The sequence below is a fragment of the Coprothermobacter platensis DSM 11748 genome (assembly GCF_000378005.1).
Taxonomy (GTDB): Bacteria; Coprothermobacterota; Coprothermobacteria; order Coprothermobacterales; family Coprothermobacteraceae; genus Coprothermobacter; species Coprothermobacter platensis.
In genome coordinates, this window is sequence record NZ_KB899040.1 from 433,699 (window position 1) to 454,392 (window position 20,694).

The 20,694-nt window shown below is 44.3% G+C and carries 14 protein-coding genes; 10 read left to right on the forward strand and 4 right to left on the reverse strand.

Annotation, left to right across the window (positions count from 1 at the left end; translation table 11 throughout):
- Nucleotides 1–35: 35 nt before the first annotated feature.
- The 4 genes from D890_RS0102390 to D890_RS0102405 are packed head-to-tail and all read right to left on the reverse strand — an operon-like array spanning nucleotide 36 to nucleotide 9,774.
- The gene (locus D890_RS0102390; protein ID WP_018962939.1) at nucleotides 36–2,831 is read right to left on the reverse strand and encodes an SNF2-related protein; all 2,796 of its coding nucleotides are present in this window, start codon (nucleotides 2,829–2,831) and stop codon (nucleotides 36–38) included.
- 12 nt (nucleotides 2,832–2,843) lie between these two features.
- Nucleotides 2,844–5,825, reverse strand: coding sequence for an anti-phage-associated DUF1156 domain-containing protein (locus tag D890_RS0102395; protein ID WP_018962940.1), 2,982 nt, complete (start codon nucleotides 5,823–5,825; stop codon nucleotides 2,844–2,846).
- Nucleotides 5,826–5,839: 14 nt separating this feature from the next.
- Complete coding sequence (locus tag D890_RS0102400) at nucleotides 5,840–6,460, reverse strand: DUF3780 domain-containing protein (protein WP_018962941.1); 621 nt, start codon at nucleotides 6,458–6,460, stop codon at nucleotides 5,840–5,842.
- A complete protein-coding gene (locus D890_RS0102405; protein ID WP_018962942.1) occupies nucleotides 6,460–9,774 on the reverse strand; it encodes a DUF499 domain-containing protein in 3,315 nt (1,104 codons plus the stop codon). Before D890_RS0102405 ends, D890_RS0102400 begins: the two co-directional genes overlap by 1 nt.
- A gap of 562 nt (nucleotides 9,775–10,336) precedes the next feature.
- On the opposite strand from D890_RS0102405, the gene rpsF reads away from it, so the two are divergent.
- From rpsF to D890_RS07535, 10 genes are all read left to right on the forward strand, one after another.
- Nucleotides 10,337–10,621, forward strand: coding sequence for a 30S ribosomal protein S6 (rpsF, locus tag D890_RS0102410; RefSeq protein WP_018962943.1), 285 nt, complete (start codon nucleotides 10,337–10,339; stop codon nucleotides 10,619–10,621).
- A 1-nt stretch (nucleotide 10,622) separates the two neighbouring features.
- Nucleotides 10,623–11,108 carry a single-stranded DNA-binding protein gene (locus D890_RS0102415; protein ID WP_018962944.1) on the forward strand — a complete coding sequence of 162 codons (486 nt, stop codon included), beginning with the start codon at nucleotides 10,623–10,625 and terminating at the stop codon, nucleotides 11,106–11,108.
- Nucleotides 11,109–11,190: 82 nt separating this feature from the next.
- The gene (gene rpsR, locus D890_RS0102420) at nucleotides 11,191–11,415 is read left to right on the forward strand and encodes a 30S ribosomal protein S18 (RefSeq protein WP_018962945.1); all 225 of its coding nucleotides are present in this window, start codon (nucleotides 11,191–11,193) and stop codon (nucleotides 11,413–11,415) included.
- Between the two features lie 10 nt (nucleotides 11,416–11,425).
- Nucleotides 11,426–12,451 (forward strand): DUF2232 domain-containing protein, encoded by a 1,026-nt coding sequence (locus tag D890_RS0102425; RefSeq protein WP_018962946.1) that lies wholly within the window; start codon nucleotides 11,426–11,428, stop codon nucleotides 12,449–12,451.
- 6 nt (nucleotides 12,452–12,457) lie between these two features.
- Nucleotides 12,458–12,922: a 50S ribosomal protein L9 gene (rplI, locus tag D890_RS0102430; RefSeq protein WP_018962947.1), complete on the forward strand. Its 465-nt coding sequence runs from the start codon at nucleotides 12,458–12,460 to the stop codon at nucleotides 12,920–12,922.
- A 52-nt stretch (nucleotides 12,923–12,974) separates the two neighbouring features.
- Nucleotides 12,975–14,345, forward strand: coding sequence for a replicative DNA helicase (gene dnaB / locus D890_RS0102435; protein WP_018962948.1), 1,371 nt, complete (start codon nucleotides 12,975–12,977; stop codon nucleotides 14,343–14,345).
- Nucleotides 14,335–16,848 (forward strand): leucine--tRNA ligase, encoded by a 2,514-nt coding sequence (leuS, locus tag D890_RS0102440; protein WP_018962949.1) that lies wholly within the window; start codon nucleotides 14,335–14,337, stop codon nucleotides 16,846–16,848. The genes dnaB and leuS overlap by 11 nt, the downstream gene beginning before the upstream one ends.
- Nucleotides 16,806–17,495: a ComEA family DNA-binding protein gene (locus tag D890_RS0102445; protein WP_156802657.1), complete on the forward strand. Its 690-nt coding sequence runs from the start codon at nucleotides 16,806–16,808 to the stop codon at nucleotides 17,493–17,495. The genes leuS and D890_RS0102445 overlap by 43 nt, the downstream gene beginning before the upstream one ends.
- 4 nt (nucleotides 17,496–17,499) lie before the next feature.
- Nucleotides 17,500–19,245, forward strand: coding sequence for a ComEC/Rec2 family competence protein (locus D890_RS0102450; protein WP_018962951.1), 1,746 nt, complete (start codon nucleotides 17,500–17,502; stop codon nucleotides 19,243–19,245).
- 107 nt (nucleotides 19,246–19,352) lie between these two features.
- The gene (locus tag D890_RS07535) at nucleotides 19,353–20,687 is read left to right on the forward strand and encodes an LCP family protein (protein WP_018962952.1); all 1,335 of its coding nucleotides are present in this window, start codon (nucleotides 19,353–19,355) and stop codon (nucleotides 20,685–20,687) included.
- The last annotated feature ends 7 nt before the right edge of the window (nucleotides 20,688–20,694 follow it).

Consider the following 20,694-nt stretch of genomic DNA (forward strand, 5'->3'; position numbering starts at 1 on the left):
GGTATAGCTCCCTTATGAGCAAAAGAAGGGCATCGCTAAATGTTTTCCCATCCCTGCATTAGCAGCTGGCGTCTCTCATCGTCATTAATGACCAGCGGGCAGGTCTCAAAATCCACGTGGCTTAGATGTTGCCTGTACTTCAGTTCAAACGGATGTTTGCTTTCGTCGCCAATTCCTTCTTCGTCAAGGGTTTCTCTTAGAATTTTCATAAGCTCTTCAGGTAAAACCGAGTTAACTCTGCCGATTACTTTTTCTTCTCCCATAATGCGCTCTAAGATCCTTCTTTGGACTTCTTCCTCTATGGTACCTGCGTAGTAAAGGTTGTAAACCCACACATCGTCAAACACTTGACCTTCACGACGGAGCCTTCCTATGCGCTGTTCGAGGCGGACCGGGTTCCAAGGCAAATCTACATTGATTAAGCTACCAAGCATTTGGAAGTTCAAGCCTTCACCTGCGGCATCTGTACCTACTAAGAAACGGAGCTGTCTATTGGTTACCATGTCTTTGACATCGTTCCTGCTAAGTGGCTGAAATGCCCCTCCCTTAAACAGACCAGAACCATTGGCAGTTCCCGAATACAAACCAATGAGTCTATCGGGGAAATCTTCTGACAAGCTCCGTGCCACGGCCCTTGCTGTATCGTAATACTGTGAAAATATCAAGCAACCTCGCTTTTCCCATTCCCCCGTGGAGAGAAGTTCTTTTATTTTTGTGTACTTTGGGTCTTTCTCCACTTGACCCTTCAAGAGTTTGATAATATCTTCAAGTACGCGCATTTCTTCTCCTTGTACTTGAAAACCGCTCGCGCTTCTTTGCAACTCCTCAAAATCTTCTATGTCTTCTTGCTCTGTTTGGGTGAGCATATCCGTGCTTATTGCACGTTTGTAATAGATTCTTTCTGCAGAATTCAGGCCTGCTTCAATAGAGCTTCCTAACCTTCTGAGTAGCAGCACTCGATAGAATCCTTTTGCACCTTGCCCACCCAATATATTCGTAAATTCAATTGCTTTTAGGTATGCTTTCTCCATATCTGGCGTCAAGTGTAAGCCGTTTTCCTGACCCTCTACAAAATTAACCTTTATAGGAGTTAGGTAAAACTTACCTGTAGAGGGATCGATAGTTGTTTCCAGCATTTCTCTGCGTCTTCTTACGATACAGCGAATAAAAGGATTGTAATTTTCAAAGAAACGTTCTCTTACCAGCTGGTCAACTATCCCTTGAACTATGGGATCTAAGTTGTCAAAACTAATGTTCCTATTGTTTGAGCCCGTTATTCCAACTTCATTCTTCCTCAAGCCCATATGTGTTTGAAGCTCACCTATCAAAGGATGTTCTGAGGCTGGAGGGAGAGGATTTCTCATCCAGTTCCACGCCTCTCTACTGTTCCACCCTTGTGGGTATTTTCCTGTAATTATTTCAATTGCTTCTTTTGGATTTCTAAGCCACCGAGATGATGCATCTCCTAAAACCTTCTGGCAAACAAAAGGTCTATCATCCTTAGTCTTCCAGTTGCCATTTTCATCCTTGCATCCATCTCCACCTGCCAAAGCGTACAAAAGGTGCCAAATTTCAGCAGGATCCAATTGTATCGGCGTGGCAGTAGCAAAGATCATTGTTTTCGTTCTCAGAGATATCTTATTGAGAAAAGCCATAAGGTTGTTTGGCGTGGCAGAGTAGGGGTCTGTTGGCTCTTTTACCCTCGCCTTATGTGCTTCGTCCACAATCACAGCAGCATATTCGTTACGCAGTAATTTTGACGACGGGCTGTTATCATCATCACTGCCGCTATGAACCACCATACCTTGAGAGATTATGGCAATTTTTCGCGGCGCACTGCCGATGTCGTGGTCGCGGTCCTCTGTGCCATCTTCTAAGTGCCATCCTCTGCCGGTCCATGCGGCGCTCGGAATGCTCCACATGCTGTTAAGTTCGTCCTGCCACTGTTCTACCAATGGCTTAGGGACGATGATTAGCACAGGCTTGTCGTCGTACAGTGCGATGAGCTCGGCAATTATGGCAAGCTGGGTTGTCTTACCCAAACCCACTTCGTCAGCCAATATATAGCGCGCCCCGCCCTGGGATACATGATCTTCAAAAGCCATCTTTATAAAATGTTTCTGATGGTTCCATAGAATATCTCCGCGTTTGTAGAAAGGTGATTCAATTACAACGCTGCACGGCGAAACCTCACGTTTCTGATTAGCTCTCCAGTCTGCTAAGCTTATCTCTTGGCGTTTTGCAAGGCGTTCAATTTCCTGTTCTACTGCTTTAGAGAGTGGTACTGATAGCTCGTTATTCCAAAAGTAGTCAAATTCTTTTTGAACCCACTCAACAGCATCCTCCGATTCGTCTGCCCACAATAGCTCATAATTTTCAGCCCACCCCGGTTTGGTCTCGTTCATGCTACCCAAGAACGCTACCTTGCTTCCATCTTTTCTCGTTATTACACCCGCTTTACCGTGTGCCAAACCATATATTGCTTGAGGAACTACTCTTACATCAAGCTTTCCACTACTTAGAAGGTCATAAAGTTTTTGAAACCTGCTCTGCATCTGAGGCAGATGTTTTTCTAAGTTTGCCTGTCGGAATTCCCGGAGCATCTCTTGCTCAACTAAACGAGCCACTTGAACATCCTCCGGCTCAACGTGCGAGTTGCATATAACTCTTACTCCGTTTTGTACGCTTTCTATTGCTTCACCAGCGACCTCAAGCACGGACGAACTGAAATACCCTGCGAGCCTGTCGTACCGCTGCGCATCGATAAGGTTTGGGTTAAGGAATGATTCCAGCAATGGTTTCTCACGAGACGTAAAACGTTTAATGCTCATCCCTTGTCACCTCTACATTCTGTCTGCAGAAACACGGTCTGCTATGTGTGAAGCTATCCGTGCATCATCTTTCCACTGTTCCATACCTACGACGTCTTTGAACTGAGCGATGTATCTTAATAGTTTCTCTATTTTGTCCTTTTTTGAGAAATACTGCAAACCGAATGTTTGCCTTAGCCACTCAAAACCTGCTTCTATGCCTAACAGTTCATCGTTTTCTTCTTCAGCTTTCTTTCGTGCCACATACAAGGCATTGAGCACAAGGAAGAGGTCTGTGCTTCTGAAAGGGTGCTCATTGCTTAAGTGTTCTTGACCCAGTTCCCATGCGGTTTTAAGCCTTGCCCTATTTGCTTTAGTATCAGCAAGCAGTTTATCGTAGTCTTCAACTTGCAAGGATTTGGATGTATCTTGGAATGCTTTCAGTTTCTTTTCTCCATTGTACTCAAGCTCTAAACCCCGAATGTAGTACTTTTCATAAGGACTTAGTCTGTTCCAAAAGTCTTTCATTTCGTCCAGGTCAAGGTTGAGTACCCTTAAGGTAGTAGGCAAGACTAAGCCGCTTGCGTACTGCCTCATATCGTCAATAAACTGCTCTATTTCTTTTTGGCTTGCCTGCAGGTTGTAAGAGGTCAGAACTCTAAGTGCGGCATAGCTCCCTGCCAGCTCGAAATCGGCAGGGCTAAACAGCGTACCATTTGCGTGTTTTTCAGCTTTCGTCATATCTTCTATTTGTTTTTCTATCTCTTTTCTTGTAGGCTGCCGGAGTTCTTGAGGGAAGGCAAGATCCTTGCGTGACTTCGGGTCTTTCTGGAGTATGATGGTAACCGTTGACTGCACGTAGTTACCTTCTTTTAAGCCGGCTGCCTCCGTTTCTGTGGAAACAGACCATGCATTTAGTACCTTCAAATTGGTTTGAAGAAGCATGTCAACCAGCATTGCGTAAACCTGGGTGCTTTGATGGGTGAACATGATAGCTACGTAGCCACCATCTATAGTGTTTTCTTCAATTTTTGTCAAAGCTTCGCCCAAACCAAACTTAAAGGCATCGTCCTTACCTTTTATGGCTTTGTCGCGCATGGAGGAGGTGTACCAATCGGGGAAAAGTTCTTTGAGCCATTTTTTGTCCCAAGCTAAGAAAAATTCTGATATTTCTTCGTAGTTCACAGCATCAGCATAGGGTGGGTCGGTGAGCCAGATGTGAGCAGAATAATTCAGTGCCCTTGCATCCTGTGTTTGGGCTGAATTTTCAGCAGGCTCAAAATACTTTTCAAGGCGTAAAAACCAAGTGCTTTCAAAAAAAGAAATGCCACGACATCCATAAACGTAAAGAGTGTTAAGCGCCTGGTTTGAGAATGTGTTTTCGGTTTTGTCACCGTACCTATTCAACATACATAGTTTCGATCCTCTGTCAGCGGCTCTATTAATTGCTAGCATCCCTACGACCTTTTCTTCTTTTGTCTTAGCTTCTTTGTCTACCAGTTCGCTTAAAAGCCCAATCAGCAATAGTTGACGAGGGTTAAACAGTTGGTGCCAATATCTCCAACCACGCTCTCTTCGTAGCCTACTTGTCTCTTCACCATCTTCTATGCGTTCGCTTGGTATGTATCCCTTTTTCTGCCACTCATGGAAACGCTCACTGAGCAGCTCTATTACCTTTTGCTCACGCTCAAGGTCTTCTTCTGTCGGCTTAGCGTAGTACCAGTTGCCGTTTTTGTCAATCCACATAATGCAGTAAAGCCGCTCCTGAAAGACATCATCAGGTTTGGGCACAAACTCATCCTTTTCCCACTCTCTTAAGCCCCATTTTATGGTTCCATCAGGCAGCCTTTTGTCACCTCGTACCACTTCAGGTGCATTAGTGTGCCCACAGTGAGGGCATACAATCTTGCCGTTTCTTACAGTGGCGCTCTGCTCTGCCTCCTGCATTTCCTTAGCACTAACGTTGTTAACAATGTCTATATCAAAACTTCTCGATGTTGGGTTCTCTTTAAGCTTTGCTACCGTTTTCTTTTTCTGGCTTATCACCCAGGTAGGGGAAAGTGGTATACGCCATCCGCAGTCTGGGCAAACAACTTGGTTTAGGTAAATGTAAGCTTTTGCTCTGTGACCTTTGCTGTTATGTTCAATGCCCCACTCCGTTATCTGCTTACCAGCCAGGTCATAGACACGTTTTTGGAAATGTTCAAGCTCTTTGATTTTATCTTCAGGTAGAGAAAGCAAATTGATTGCTGCCCAGGTGAGTGCAGTGGCTAAGGGGTTCAAGTCTGATGCGTATGCGTTAAAGCCTAGACGCGCCGCTTCAAAGGGTATACTGCCACCACCGCAAAATGGGTCACCTACAGTAGGCACTTCTCCAAAACGTTTCTTGCCCATTTGCTCTACAAATTCATGGTAACTGTGAGCGTTGGTGCCCAGATAGTCATTAATTTCTTTCCATGTTTCCTCGGTAAGGTTATCTACCTTGTCTAAGCTGTCACAGTAGCGTATTTGCAGGTCGTGGGGAAGACGGTGGAATACGTTAAGCTCTAATTCTTTTGCTTCTGTCTTGTCAATGGTGGCAAACGTAATCTTGAAATCTTTTGCTTTTTCCTCTTGTGTAGCGTCGTTAAACGCTTCGTCCGGGGGAAGGTGCGCAAGTTCGCTGTTAGAACCTGCATAGGTTACCTGCGCTCCATATTTAACCCTTTCTGCGTCGGACATGTAAAGATATTTAAGCCATGGCTCAATCGCTTGGTTCTTTCTTAAATCCAGCTCTCTTTCACCTAAGCCTAAGAGCTTTAGATAAATCTCAAGGTCTTTATCTTTTTCATTAGAGGCGGGCATGAGAATGCCAAGCAAGACTGCCCTGACGTAGCTTAAAGGCTTACGTCCCCACCATTTACCCAGTGCCGTGAGTATTTGCCCTGCACCAGCCTTTCTTTCTTTATATGCCTCTTGCGAGATTAATGTGGTAGGGAAAACATCCTCAATTACGCTTCTGTAATAATCGTTCATGCTAAAAATCCTTTCTACAATTCATAAGAATCTTGAGGAGGTTCAAACAGCTCAAGCTGTTTTATCTCTTCCTCGTTTACGGGGTTTTCCAACAATCCCCACTTTATACCTGTGCGCCAACCTTGCCTATCGTGAACGCCGCCGCTGGCTGCATTTACCAAGTCGTAAAGAAACCAGCGTTCTTCAGGCCTTAGCCCTCTCCAGTTGATTATTGCTTTAAGAAGCCTTATATCGTCTGGTTCTTCCACATCCTCTATTGCCCAAAATAGCAATGTAATTTCCTTACCCAGCAGCCAATGTATGGGGTTGTTTCCTACCTGCCATTTGCTTGTCTTGTATCCGTCTCTGTGAAGGCGGAAATTGAGGTCCTGCGTTAGGAATGGTTTTACCTTGTCAAATATGGATTGGCGAAGTTCAACCCTATGTCGGTTATTTATGGTTTGTCTAAAGTTTTCTGCTGCCAAATCCTCTTCGCCTTTCCAGTCGAAGCGCTCAACCACCCTTACGGGGTCCTTTTTATTCTTTGGTATTACCACCATAAAGTGGTGCAGCGTTTCCAGCGGTTCAAAGCCAAAACCGTAGGTCGGCCCCATGGGTGTTGGCTGTATTCTTTTCTGTTTCCTTGTAGAGCTCATTAGTCTTGCTCCCATTCGGTAGAATCAAGGTTTTCAAACTTGAAGTTTGATTGACCGTTCACCCAACTGCTGAAATCTCTGCCATGTTCAAAGTAGATCGTTCTAATTTGGGCGCTGATATTCACCGAATCGTTTTCGTCGGTCTTAAGAAGATCCGACATTTTTTCCACAATGTCAAAAAGCTGGTCCGGTTTCTGATAGATTCCTTCTTTAGTCCGCAGATATATGGTCGCGTTCTGCGATGGTGTATCTGCCGTTATATAAGCCTCAGCTATTGAAGCATTGTATCTCGCTAATGTGTCTACCAATGTTCTCAAATCTCTAAGGCTGGGAGCGGTTATGTATTTATCGCTCTTTGGGCTAAAGAGCAGTGGCTTGGCTTGGTCCACGTGCTTATCGACAGCTACGGTAGTTAGAGGTAAATATTCTTCTCCTTGTGGAGCTTTCACCTGTACTTGGCTTGCTTCTGTTGGAACGACCAGTTCCACAGCCGATGTAGCCTCTGAGGCAGTAAAAGTTTCTGTACTTGACCCATATTCATACACAAGCTTATCTACTTTCGGCAGGACCTTTAACTGCACGTGGATGTTACCGTTTTCATCGATGGTCTTTTCCGTCTGCTTGACCTTAATAGGGATGTTTATTGTAGTGGGGTCACCCAGCGTTTCACCAAAGGCTGGAATAATTGTAATTTGTGTGTTATTCTCAGGATTAATCGTGAGCTCGGTTAAATTAGTTTCCCTGTTTGCGTCTGAAATGTTTTCTAAACGGTTTCCGAATGTCCAATATATTGCGTCTGCGTCACGAGTGTATAGGCGTATTGTCACCGTTTCATTTTCAAAATCGTACTCCGCTATGTCGTAACTAAGGATTTCGGGAATCTTCTCTGGGCTCAATATGATAGTGTTTCCATCAATTTTCCACATGCCCTGTTGAACCATCCAGTGGATGAAGCCATCGAGCACGTTCATGTCATGCCAGATCCAACGAGGCAGCCTCGCCATGCGTTCTTTTATCTCGTTTGTGGTTATTTCCTTTCTGATAGATTGGTCTCCGAGGATAACGGTTCTAAACCTGTTTAGAAAATTTTCCATGTCTTCTGATTTATCGGCACTAAATTTGAAATACTTTTTCCCTTCCAGCGACTTTGTTATCACTACTGCCCCGTCTCTGTTGTTACCTTGAAGGATTTGCCATAGGTCGTCAGCCCTCTGATCACCTGCGCCTCTGAGCTGACCTTCAGGCAAGAACGAGCTCTGCATGGGGCCGCGAACGCCGCCGATGGAAGAATAGTCAATCTCTAACTCATCCAGTGATGCCGCTCGAGTAGAAATGTCGTAACTGGGATAGTAAATTTTGTTAAAAGTGTTTTTCATATATTGGATCGTATCCAGGGCAGCCTGATTTCGTGACTTGGTAGCACGCTCAAACTCTGGGTCGGTTTCTCTTATTCCGCTGTCGCGGAGGTTTCTGATTACCTTTTCCCACGCTATGTAATTCTTTGTTTTTTCTATCAAGGTATCGTAATAGCGCTCAGAACCCGTGAGAAAGAGAACGCGGTTTTTCCACTCTAACGTGCTGAGCCACCATTCTTTGAGTTCTTCGTTCAGCTCGCCGCGGGGGCTGACGGGCTTAGAAATTATCAATGTTATATAATCGCGCCTGCTTCTTACACTGCTTTCCATTGTTTTTAGGTCGTTGGGCATAGCCTCTACGTACTGATATACACAATCCGTGTTGCCTGGATCAAAGAAGTTTTTGAGTAGGTTTGTAGCTGTGCTTTCCGCCTCATCGAGAGTTATTGTGTTGAACGTCGCGTTGAAAAGCGCCACAACATTTTCCCTGTAGGAAAAATACTTCTTGCCCTTGTCGTTTTCAATGCCAAATCGCGTTTGGTTCCAATATTCGTCAAGTATAGGACGCGCGTCAGCTATGCTGTCGCCGCGTTGTAGCGCATAGAGAAAGATTTCTTCATCGAAAACGCCTACTGCATTGGGATCAGTGGTAGAAAGGGATGCAAAAAGTACTGCCCGAGCGAACTTGCTGGCTAAATCAGTGTTGTGGCTTTTGTCCACTAACTGCGCAGCGGCACGTCCGCTCACGGCGTGGACATCTTGCTGCAAAGCATTATTCAGGCTTGGATTTATGGATGTTATCAACGTTCTTGTATCTTCATCGTCAAGGCTGTAATCGGTAACCCCTATGAAATACTTTTTCTTAGCGAGTTCACCGTCGTTCGCATATAAGTATTTAACAAAACGCCGCATGAGCCTTAGCAAGCCACGGGTTTGTTGAAAGTTCAGGTTGTTTTGGAAGTTCTTTGCAAGATCGATGATGCCCGGGTGGAATGGGTAGGTTTTGGAAAAATAAGCTATAGTGGCATCGCCAAAACCTGTTGAAATCAAACCGGATTTTTCCACTTCACCAACGAAGCGTTTGTAGTCAGCAACGATCTCTTTGACATCAGGGTTGTCTTGATTGTCTCCTGAAACTTGTGGATACTCTTTGAAAAGCTTCCTTCTTAGAATTTCATGGATATCTGGTCCACTGGTGTCTACGGGCGTTATAGGTTCTCCTGTTCGGTTAGCTTCTTTGCTAAGTGCACCGGCAACCACGTTTGTTACATACTCTCCACCTTTTTCGTAAGCTGCTTCAAGGTCGGCGAGCAATACCATAACCTGAGAGAGCTCATCGCTATTCATCGCATTGAACAGGTTGGCTAAACCTGTCTTTATCAAATCGGCTAAGGTTTGTTCACCAGCAGGAATGGATAAAGCATAGTCAAAATAAAATGGTATTTCATCCATAAGAATCAGGGTTGGTCCACCCTTTAACAGATTCTTCCATTCGCGGTCGCTGGGCGCTGCCGCACCCATTAACACTTCTCTGCGCAACAAGTCTTCTCTACCGAGTTGTTTAGCAATTTCTAACCACGGTAATGTATCTGTCCACCTACCGGTGAAGCCCAGTACACGTACTTCACCGTCGTATGGATATGGGAAATTGGCATCTAAAACGTGTTTTCTGACGTGGGGATATTTGCAAAGCAAGCCGGTGGCGATCATAGTGTGAGTTTTACCGCCACCCATGGCTTGTTTTAAGACAATAAGACCGCTACCGACCTTTTTGTCGGAAAATCTACTGAATGTTTTTTCAAACACTTGCTTCATGCTGCTTGTGACGTATGTTTTGTCGAAAAAATTCTGGGGGTCAATTTGTCCATTTAGAAGTTGATCTAATTCTTGTACGTCATCTGCGTCATTGCCGGCTAATGTTTCTTGCCTTGGAACACATAAATCATACAGTGTTTTCATAAACCCACGCCTCCAATTGACTCATACATGGCGCACGGCATCATTTTTTGACAATCACTCCTTGCAAATGTAACGTCTATAAGCTGATGCATACGCACTATATGTTATATGTTTATTATATATAACAAGAGCTTAGCGTATAGCGAAAACATGACCATTATCATGATGGACAATTGTTGCTTTATCAAGGAAACCAAGAGAAAACGAACAGAATAAAGGGGTAGGGCACAGCGTCTGCAATAATTGATAGGCTGATCATAGCTAAGGTATGCTATGCAATTTGAGGTTCGTGACTATTTAGTGCAAGAATGGTAAACAATTTTGGTGCTATTACTGTACTCACATAACTTTATTGGCAAAGCAGTACGGACGTTGCCTATGTGATGTATATAAAAAACAATCATACGGAAAGAATAAAGCGTGGTATAAGGGCGGTCACCATTGTTGTAAAATAATAGTGTAGTTTGTTAAAATATTTTCTTGGTTGTTACGAGAAAAATAACAAACCCTGCTTTCCTAAAACAAAGAGATGGAAAGCTGTTTAGACCGAAGGGAGGAACTTATGAACAGAAAGTATGAACTCATGGTAATTTACAGAGCCGAAGATGACAACGGCTACCAAGAAGGTAACGACTGGGTTACGGAAAAGGTGCAGTCGTACCAAGGACAAGTTACGAAGTTAGACCCGTGGGGTCTGAGAAGGTTTGCTTATCCATTGGAGAAGCGCACACAAGGTTATTACAGCGTATTTCAAATTGAGCTTCCCATTGAGAACTTAGACGAGTTTTCTCAAGATATGAAAGTGGATGAGCACATCCTTCGTTTCATGATTACTCGAGGCGAGTAGAGTGCTGAATAAGGTTTTGCTTATCGGTAGGCTTACCGCCGATCCGGTTATTAAGGCTTTACCCAGTGGCAAAAGGGTGGCTAATTTTACGTTGGCCATAGACAACCCCGGTAAAGACCAATCAGGAGCTCCGCTTCCGGCAGATTTCATTGACTGCGTTGCTTTCGGTGATAATTTGGTGCGCCTTTTAGACCTTTATGTGAAAAAAGGACGTCTCATATTTGTAGAAGGAAGGTTGCGCATTAGAAGTTATACCGACCGCAGTGGCATTAGAAGAAAAGCTGCAGAAGTTGTACTAAGTTCCATTCAGTTTTTGGATTCCAAACGTGATGCATCGCAGAGTGCGGCGGCTACTTCAGGTAGCGGCAGTAGCATGCGGCCAGATGACATAGATACCATGGATATTCTTGATGAAGTGGAATCAAAGCTGAAAGAAACGGAGAGTTCCAGCGATTTTGACGACGATAATTTTGATGTGCCATTTTAATGGCAAAGATAGAGCTTTTATGGAACGTCGGTGTATTAAAAGGCAGGAGACTGCTGACTACATTTAGGAGGTGACTTAAGCAATGCCAGTACAAAGGAAAAGAAGAGTAAGACTGTGCCCTCTTTGCGCAGATGGCGTAAGAGAAGTTGATTATAAGGATGTAAATAGGCTAAAAAGGTACGTATCGGACAGAGGCAAGATTTTACCGCGCCGCGTTACAGGTGTGTGCGCTTTCCATCAGAGGTCTCTTTCCAGAGCTGTAAAGCGTGCTCGTGAAATGGCTCTGCTCCCTTACGTAGTGCAGTAAACAAAAGGACATGAGACAAAACAACACAGTTGCCATAGTTGAGAGCGGGCTTATGTCCGCTCTTGCTGTTATATTAGTGCTTCTCGGCTGGTACATACCTGTGGTGGGTGCACTGATTACATTGATTGCACCGTTACCGTTTTTGGTTGTGTCCGCTAAATATGGCCTTCGTTATGGCGCTATAACGGTGGTGGTATCAGCTCTGATAAGTTACTTTTTCACAGGTGATCCGCTCATAATTGTTAGTGTGGTGCTTTCTTTGGGAAGCATAGGGCTTGCTTTAGGCTATGCTGTGGCGCACCATTTTACTGCCGAACGAACGCTCATTTTGGGCGCGGCTGTATTTGTGGTGGTTAGCGCCATCATGCTGTATGGAAGCCAGCTACTTCTTCACCAAAACCTACTAAAAGATTTTGCCGATATGCTTAGACAGTCTGCGGATATCATCGCAAGGCAGTTCGGTTCTGTGAGCACGGCCACAGGCACGATAACGAGTAGTACGGCTACTGCCGTTACCGCTTCAGGTGCCATGACATCTACGGCAAGCGCTGTGGGAACGGCTACCCCTGCTTGGCAGACAATTGTTGATTCGTATAAAAGTTATGCGGATCAATTGGAAAGCGGCATGCTCACACCTGCACTCATACTGGTAGGCAGTATCGCCCTTTCGTTCTATAACTATGTTATTTTGAAGCCGTTCGCCGGGAGGTTGGGCGTTTCACTTCCCAACATGCCCACCATGCAGGAGATTAGGCTGCCTGCTTTAGGTGTATGGCTTTTACCTATTGCTATGCTACTTATGGTGATAAAGAGTAATTACACTGCCTATATGGGCTTGAATTTGTACATAATAGGCTTGTATTACTTGATATTCTGTGGTTTATTTTATTTAGCACGGATTCTCCTTAAAGACAAAGACAACAAGCTCATAAAAACGTTGTTCATTGTAGGTCTCATTTTCCCCTATGTGCCGGAAATATATTTCCTGTTCGGCATTTATGACTGCATGATGAGACTTATAAGAAGGGAGGGGTAAAACGCTATGAAAGTGTATCTTCTTAAAGATTTGCCAGGAACAGGCAAAAAGGGACAAATTGTGGATGTAGCAGAAGGCTATGCGCGTAATTACTTGTTTAAGAACAATTTGGCTGTGGTAGCCGATGATAAGCTCATTGAAGATGTAAAAAAACGTGAAGAACGCCAGCAAAAAAAGGAAGAAGATCGTTATAGAAATGCTCAAAACCTGAAGGCTGAACTTGAAGGTAAGCTGGTGACCGTAAAAGCTCCTGGTGGTGAAAGTGGCAAGTTATATGGGTCAGTGACCACACGTCAGATTGCTGAGGCTTTTAGAAAACAACTTGGATTGGATGTTGACAGTAAAGAAATCAACATGCCTGAAACGATAAAAAGTGTGGGAACCTACGAGATTAGCATTCATTTGTTCAAAGATATTTGGGCTACGGTTAAAGTGCGTGTGGAAAAAGACAGCGATAAGGAAAGCAAATAAAAAGAAACGACAAAAAATAAAATAATTAGGAAAAAGATGGCGAAATGCAAAAATGATAAATGAATCGTTGGGTATGCCTTATTCTCATGAGGCCGAGGTTTCTGTTTTAGGCGCGTGCCTCATAAACAAAGATGCTTTAGCTGAAGTATCTGGCTATTTAATTCCAGATGATTTTTATGAAGAGCGCCATAAAACCATGTTTCAAATGATGACACAGATGTATGAAGAAGGCGTACCTGTTGATTTGGTTACGTTCGTAGAGCGCTTGAAACGTGATAATCTGCTCGACGGCGTGGGCGGGCAGGATTATATTGCTCAGGTGGCCTCTTCTGTTTATACGGCTGCCAATGTGAGTGCCTATGCAAAATTGGTCAAAGAACGTTCTTTGCAGCGTTCGTTAATCAGGGTCGGAACAGAAATTGCACGTTTGGGTTACACAGGCAAGAATGTGGAAGAAGATTTGGATAGGGCGCAGCAGTTGGTGTTTAACCTTTCCATGTGGAAATACATGAAGTCGGCTGCCCCAGTAAGCGAGTTGGTAAAACAGTACTACCAGCTCATAGAAGAACGGTACGCACAAAGAAGCAGGGTAACAGGTTATCCTACGGGCTTAAAGAGACTGGACGAGCAGCTCGCCGGTTTGCAAAAATCTGACTTGCTCATTTTAGCCGCTCGGCCAGGCATGGGAAAGACGGCTTTTGCCTTGAATATAGCGTCATACATGGCCATTGAAGCACATATCCCTGTACTTTTCTTTTCTTTGGAAATGTCTGCTACCCAGCTTGTACAACGTTTGCTTTCGTCGGTTGCTAATGTTCCTTCTCAAAAACTAAAAACGGGTTATTTGGGCACCGATGATTTTGATGCGTTAAGGATCGCTATGTCGCGTTTGGAAGATGCTCCCCTTTGGATCGATGAATCTCCGGGCTTGTCTGTTTTGGAAATTCGTTCCAGAGCACGAAGGGCAGTGGTAGAGCAGGGCATAAAAGTGATAGTCATAGATTACTTGCAGCTTGTACGGCTTGGCCAGAACATCGATAACCGTGTGCAAGAGGTTTCTGAAATAACACGTTCACTTAAAAATTTGGCCAGAGAGCTTGACATACCACTGCTGGTTCTCTCACAGCTCAGCAGAGCAGTGGAACAGCGAGCAGATAAGCGCCCTCAACTAAGTGATTTGAGAGAGAGCGGAAGCATTGAGCAGGATGCCGATGTAGTCATGTTTTTATACAGCGAAGATTATTACAAGCAGCAAAAAGGACTCAGACCTGAAAGTTCCACTATGGATTTAATGGTTGCAAAGCACAGGAATGGGCCCACTGGTGAAGTAAAATTACTGTTTAGGAAAGACATAGGACGGTTCTATTCATTGGAAGAAAACGCAGATATTTGGGGTGATGAAGGTGCAGCAGATGGAGAATAATGATAATAATAACAAGAATGTAAGCACCGAAGCGAAGGAGTATGATTTCAGGCAAGCTGAAGAGCGCTGGTCTAATTACTGGCAGCAGCGTGACATGCATAAGGCTGAAGAAACCACGAAAAAGCCTAAAAAATATGTGTTGGAAATGTTCCCTTATCCATCGGGAAGGCTTCACATGGGCCACGTTCGTAACTATACGTTGGGTGATGTGGTAGCACGCTACAACAGGATGCGCGGCTTCAACGTACTGCATCCCATGGGATGGGATGCTTTTGGTTTGCCTGCTGAGAATGCAGCCATAGAGAGAAACATACACCCAGAAACATGGACACTTTCAAATATTGATTACATGAAACAGCAGATGAAAAAGTTAGGGTTTAGCTACGATTGGGACCGTGAATTAGCAACCTGCCTACCAGATTACTACAAGTGGACGCAATGGCTTTTCCTCAAGCTTTATGAAAAAGGTTTGGCTTATAAGAAAAGAGCAAAAGTAAACTGGTGTCCTCACTGCAAAACCGTTTTGGCAAACGAACAGGTCATAGATGGCAAATGTTGGCGATGCCATACACCTATCGAGAAGAGAGAAATAGAGCAGTGGTTCTTTAAAATAACCGCTTACGCGGATGATTTACTTAAAGATTTAGATGATTTGGATTGGCCAGAATACGTAAAAGCACAGCAAAGAAACTGGATAGGGCGGTCTGAAGGTGCTACGGTTAGGTTCCAAATAGAGGGAACAGACAAATACATAGAGGTATTCACAACCAGGTTAGACACCATTTATGGCGCTACGTTTATGGTGCTGGCTCCAGAACATCCGTTGGCAAAAGAGCTTACTCAGGGCACTGAACTTGAAGAGGATTTCAACGCATTTTTGAAAGCGATAACGTTAAAACCTGAGATAGATAGATTGAGCACCGAAAAAGAAAAAGAAGGCTTCTTCTTAGGCAAGTATGCGATTAACCCATTCAACGGTGAGCGTTTACCCATTTATGCTGGTGACTACGTACTGATGGAATATGGCACAGGAGCTATCATGGCTGTTCCAGCGCACGATGAGCGTGATAATGCATTCGCAAAAAAGTATCATTTGCCTATAATACCGGTGGTGGTTCCCAAGGATGGGACCAAGGCAAGTGAAAAAGGAGAAGATGTTTTATTTACCGATTATGGTACGTTGGTTAACAGCGGGCCATACAGCGGGAAAACTTCTGAAGAAGCTTTAGATTTGATGGCCACATATTTGGAAGAACACCAGCTGGGAAGCAAGAAGGTTACCTATAGGCTGAGAGATTGGCTCGTAAGTCGACAACGTTATTGGGGCGCTCCCATACCCATGGTTTACTGCGAAAAATGTGGTATGGTTCCTGTGCCAGAAGAAGAGTTGCCTGTGGTTCTTCCTCGTGAGGTAGATTACATGCCTGGTGATTTGGTATCACCACTGGCTACAGACCCTGCTTTTGTGGAGACCACATGTCCCAAATGCGGCGGTCCGGCACGTCGCGAAACAGATACCATGGACACGTTCGTGGACAGTTCATGGTATTATTTCCGCTACGCAGATGCTCGCAACGAAAACGAGGCTTTCAGTAAAGATGCCGAGAATTATTGGCTGCCAGTGGACATATATATCGGTGGCGTGGAGCATGCTGTTCTGCATTTGCTTTACAGCAGGTTTATAACAAAAGCTCTCAAAGATATGGGATACACCCATGTGAGCGAACCTTTCAGCAAATTGTTCACTCAAGGCATGGTGACATTAGGCGGTTCTGCGATGTCCAAATCGAAAGGTAATATTGTGGACCCAGACGATATCCTTAAGAACTATGGTGCCGATGCCGCTCGTATGTACACGCTCTTTGTGGCACCTCCCGAAAAAGACTTTGAATGGAGCCAGCAGGGGTTGGAGGGCATTGTGCGGTTTCTTAGGCGCATATGGAACTTCTATGGCAAACACGCTGCGCGCCTTGAAGGTGTAAATAGCGCAAATGAAAATGTCGAGGCCCATAGCGAATGGGATAGCAAAGCATTAAGGGCATCTAATAGACTGGTTTACAGAGTTACATCAGATATTGAAGACAATTACAGGTTTAATACTGCTATTGCTGGCATGATGGAGTTTCTTAATGAAATCACCGAGTATGACGACAAAGTATCCAGCGCTGTTATGAAAGAGGTGCTGGAGACATTTGCAAAAGTTTTAGCTCCGTTTGTGCCGTTTATGGCAGAAGAGCTTTGGTCTACCATGCTCGGTAATGAGCCATCCGTGCACGAGCAAAGCTGGCCTGCCTTCAACGAGGAACTTCTCGAAGAAGCGCAGGTTGAGGTGGCTGTACAAATAAATGGCAAGTTCAGAGGAACAATTATTGTGCCCAATGGGGCTCCGGAAGAAGATGTTAAGAATGCAGTTTTGCGAAGCGGTTCATTCACGAAGTATTTCGACCAGGGGTACAAGAAGTGTTTCTACGTGCCGAACAAGATAATAAACTTCATCGTTTAGATTTTTGGAAGAAAGCCACCACTTGGTTGGTGGCTTTCTTTTTAGTGGGGGCAATTTTCTTTGAGGTTGGGTACCGTTTTGGTGCAGCTAACGCTTTTTCTCAAAAAAATGCTGCTGCAATAAAGAATAGTGCAGATAAAACCTCAACAGCTTCTTATAATATGCAAATCCAGAATGACGAACCGATAAGCGTTTATGTAACGGGTGCCGTGAGCAAACCGGGGGTTTATACAGTTATACCTGGTAAGCGTATAAATGATGTGGTAACCATGGCAAGCCCTAAGAATGAGGCGGATTTAAGCAAGCTGAATTTGGCTGCTAAGGTGTCTGATGAAATGATGATTTACGTGCCCTTGAAAGGCGAGGTACCCCAAAGTCCAGTATCGTCACCTTCGGGCAGCTCGAGTGGTGGTACGTTGTCAGGTAACGGTGGTTTTAGTCAATCAGTAAACGGGCTGATAAACATTAACACGGCTGACGCTGCCCAACTGGACACACTCCCCGGCATAGGACCTACATTAGCGCAGCGTATAATCGATTACCGTGAAGCAAATGGCCCATTTCAGAATATTGAAGAGATAAAGGATGTAAGTGGTATAGGTGATAAGAAGTTTGAAGATATAAAGAGCATGATAACGGTACGCTAAAACAATGGTGCTCACCGTTTTATGCGCTGTTTTTGCTCTCCAGTTTTACCCATGGGGGATACTTTCATTTTTTGGTGCTTTCTTTTTGCTTAAGGATAAACGATGGATAGCGCTCATAGGGATTCTTATTACCCTTTTGGGCTATAGCAGTATTTACCAGTCTCTAAAGATGGATGGTACCACATTCAATGCCGTGGTACTCATCGATAGCGACGGAAAGGGTTATTATGGTCGCTTACCAGTTTGCTCGAGCAAGGTAGGTTTGCAATCGGGAAGTTTCGAGATGAAATGGGAAAAGTACCACTGTGCTGTACCAGTGAAGACGAAAACAGTTAGTACTCCGCTTTTTTCTCTAAGATCGTTCATGGAAAAGCGTTTGAATAATCTTAAATCTGCTCCTCTTCTTAACGCTTTAGTACTTGGAGAAAAACTTCCTGTGAGAATACAGGAACAAGCGATAAAAACAGGAATATTACATGTCTTTGCCATATCTGGGTTGCAAACGACATTGCTATTGGGTTACATTCAGCGTTTCGGTAAGAATAAAATGCTGACACTTCTTGCTGGTATGGTATTGGTGTTCTTTTATGGCTTTGCTGCGTCAGTTCTTCGTAGTGTGCTAATGTACGGTGTTATGCTTGCCATACCCAAGGGGAGAAAGTTAGGCTTGGGTGGAGTAGCGGCAGCGGCATTGCTTGCATCATTTCTTGATCCTCTGTTTCTTACGCGCATATCGTCCATCCTTTCTGTAGTGGGTGCAGCGGCTGTTGTTTATTGGGGAGACAGCTCATGGTCTGGTGTAAAAATAAGCCTTTCTTTGTTACCGGTGAGCTTGGTTTTCTTCCATTCATTCTCTCTTATTAGTGTCGTTTCTAATGTGCTGATGGTTCCCATCTTCACCTTGCTTTACGGTTTGGGGGTGCTTTATGTGGCGGCGCCACTTAGACTTATTGGCTTTGCTACCGATGGCATCGGTTCGTTACTACTTGCTTTGCACCAATGGGTTGAAGTTTTGCCATCTTGGTTTGTGTTGAATTTTAGCTCTTTGGAGGTGTTCATCATACTTGTCGCTGTGGTGCTGACCTTTACTCTTAAAAAGTGGTGGATACCCATACTTGCTTCCATCGTCTTTGTGCTTGTGCCAGCTCAGAATAGGGTAGTGTTTTTAGACGTGGGTCAGGGGTCTGCAACGCTGGTTCAGAAAGGTTCGTACGGTCTACTGGTTGATGTTTCAAAGAATGACGTGGTTTTGCGCGACGTGAGGTGGTACGGAATAAGGCATTTGGCAGTTATCATCAGCCACGATGATAATGACCACAATGGGATGTTGGAGCAGGTTCAATTGTCGTTTCATCCAACCGTCTTTACGACTTTTGAGGGAGACACTGTCTCTTTTGGTCCTATAACGGCAGAAACGCTTTGGCCTCCAAAAAACTTTGTAGGAACAGATAACGAGCAGAGCAAAGTTATTTACTTGCCAGAATGGAATGGACTTATCACGGGCGATGTGCCACAAGCATATTTGCCTGCTGGGGATTATGATTTCTTTACTGTTCCACATCACGGCGCAAAGATGACATCGCTTAATTTGACTTCTTCTGTGGGTGTTATTTCTGTGGGGAAAAACAGTTATGGGCACCCTAATGCGCAAACGTTGAATTTGTTGGAAAGCAAAGGGATAACCGTTTATCGTACAGATGTGTGTGGCGACATTGTTTTGGAACGTGGTCAGTTTTCTTGTAACCCTTAGTAAACTGCAAAAGTGTTGTTTTAGGCATCTAATGAAGTGTATCAAAACCTCATTTTTTCTGCTTCAGTGCTGTATTTTGTGGCTCTTTTAGTGATATAATTTTTAATATGAAAAGTAAATTTAGCCTTAAAAACGTATTCATAGCAGTGGGTTTAATTGTGGTTTTCGCCTTATCCTTCGTAGGCGGTGTTTACGCTCAGAAGATAGTAATGCCACAGCAAGGAAGTGTGGATATATCAGATATCTTGGGCACAGCTACTGATAGATTATCCAGCTTAACTGGTTCTAAGGCAGATCAGGTTTGGCTCATAGCTGGTTTGGACACGGTGGGTAAGATGAACGAAGGAGGTTCAGTGGGTCATAATGATACACTGGTCCTTGCCTTTATAAGAGGTTCTACAGTGAATCTTCTTTACATACCGCGTGATTCGTTAGTGAACATACCCGGGTATGGGGTAACAAAAGTGACGCATACATCCATGTATGGTGGCGTTAGAAAACTGGTTGAAGTGCTAAAGCAGAATTTTGGTGTAACAGTAGATCATTATGTGGTTATAAACTTTACCACGGTCATAAAAATGGTGGATTTAATGGGTGGCTTAACAGTGGACGTGCCACAGCGTTACTGTTACCAGGGTGTTGGTGTGCCAAAGTACACGTGTTTGAGCGCAGGAACCCATACGCTCAATGGAACACAGTTCCTGGTTTATTGGCGTATACGTGATTATGGTTCCACTCACATGTCTGACTTAGATAGAATTTCCAGGCAGATATCGCTTATAACGGGCACCAACTTAAAAGACCAAGTTATCTCCAAATTGTCACCATCTTTCTTGTCTAACGGTATCAATTTGTGGAGCGATTATGTTCTTTCTGATATGAGCTTGATGGAAGTGGCTGGCATGGCAAATAAACTAAAAGACGCTAAGCTTCAAGTGGACATGCTCCCGGGAGACGCTTACACCACGCATGTGTTTGACTTAAGTGTACCCGTGTCTGTTTATAAGTGGGACGCAGACTGGCTGAAAAACTGGTATGCACAAACGTTGGGTTCTGTGGGGCAAGCATTTGCGTCGCAGGTTAATCCACCTGAAGTGAATTTATCCAGTTCGTCGAGCCGAGGGTCAGAAAGCGGTTTGCCATCCGTTTCTACCGGTACCGGTAAACAAACTACATCAACAAGCAAAACGGGTTCTTCTAAGACAAGCACCAATAATACGTCCAGCCCAACAACTAGCAAGAGCGGAACCACGGGTAAAACGAGCGGCAACACGTCGCCTTCTGGAACGGTTACTGCAAGTAGTGCGAATCCATCTACGGGAAGTGGTAGCGAAGTGGTGAACCCTGTAGAAAACAGCACAACGGCAACTGAATCTGAAGTTTTGCCTGACAATAGTAGTACATCAACCAGTAGCACGGCAACAGAGGGAACGTTACCTTAGCGTATTA

Excerpts from the sequence above, each read along its gene's own strand:
- D890_RS0102390 (WP_018962939.1), bottom strand. The coding sequence starts at position 2,831 with ATGAGCATTAAACGTTTTACGTCTCGTGAGAAACCATTGCTGGAATCA.
- D890_RS0102395 (WP_018962940.1), bottom strand. The coding sequence starts at position 5,825 with ATGAACGATTATTACAGAAGCGTAATTGAGGATGTTTTCCCTACCACA.
- D890_RS0102400 (WP_018962941.1), bottom strand. The coding sequence starts at position 6,460 with ATGAGCTCTACAAGGAAACAGAAAAGAATACAGCCAACACCCATGGGG.
- D890_RS0102405 (WP_018962942.1), bottom strand. The coding sequence starts at position 9,774 with ATGAAAACACTGTATGATTTATGTGTTCCAAGGCAAGAAACATTAGCC.
- rpsF (WP_018962943.1), top strand. The coding sequence starts at position 10,337 with ATGAACAGAAAGTATGAACTCATGGTAATTTACAGAGCCGAAGATGAC.
- rpsR (WP_018962945.1), top strand. The coding sequence starts at position 11,191 with ATGCCAGTACAAAGGAAAAGAAGAGTAAGACTGTGCCCTCTTTGCGCA.
- D890_RS0102425 (WP_018962946.1), top strand. The coding sequence starts at position 11,426 with ATGAGACAAAACAACACAGTTGCCATAGTTGAGAGCGGGCTTATGTCC.
- rplI (WP_018962947.1), top strand. The coding sequence starts at position 12,458 with ATGAAAGTGTATCTTCTTAAAGATTTGCCAGGAACAGGCAAAAAGGGA.
- dnaB (WP_018962948.1), top strand. The coding sequence starts at position 12,975 with ATGATAAATGAATCGTTGGGTATGCCTTATTCTCATGAGGCCGAGGTT.
- leuS (WP_018962949.1), top strand. The coding sequence starts at position 14,335 with ATGGAGAATAATGATAATAATAACAAGAATGTAAGCACCGAAGCGAAG.
- D890_RS0102450 (WP_018962951.1), top strand. The coding sequence starts at position 17,500 with ATGGTGCTCACCGTTTTATGCGCTGTTTTTGCTCTCCAGTTTTACCCA.
- D890_RS07535 (WP_018962952.1), top strand. The coding sequence starts at position 19,353 with ATGAAAAGTAAATTTAGCCTTAAAAACGTATTCATAGCAGTGGGTTTA.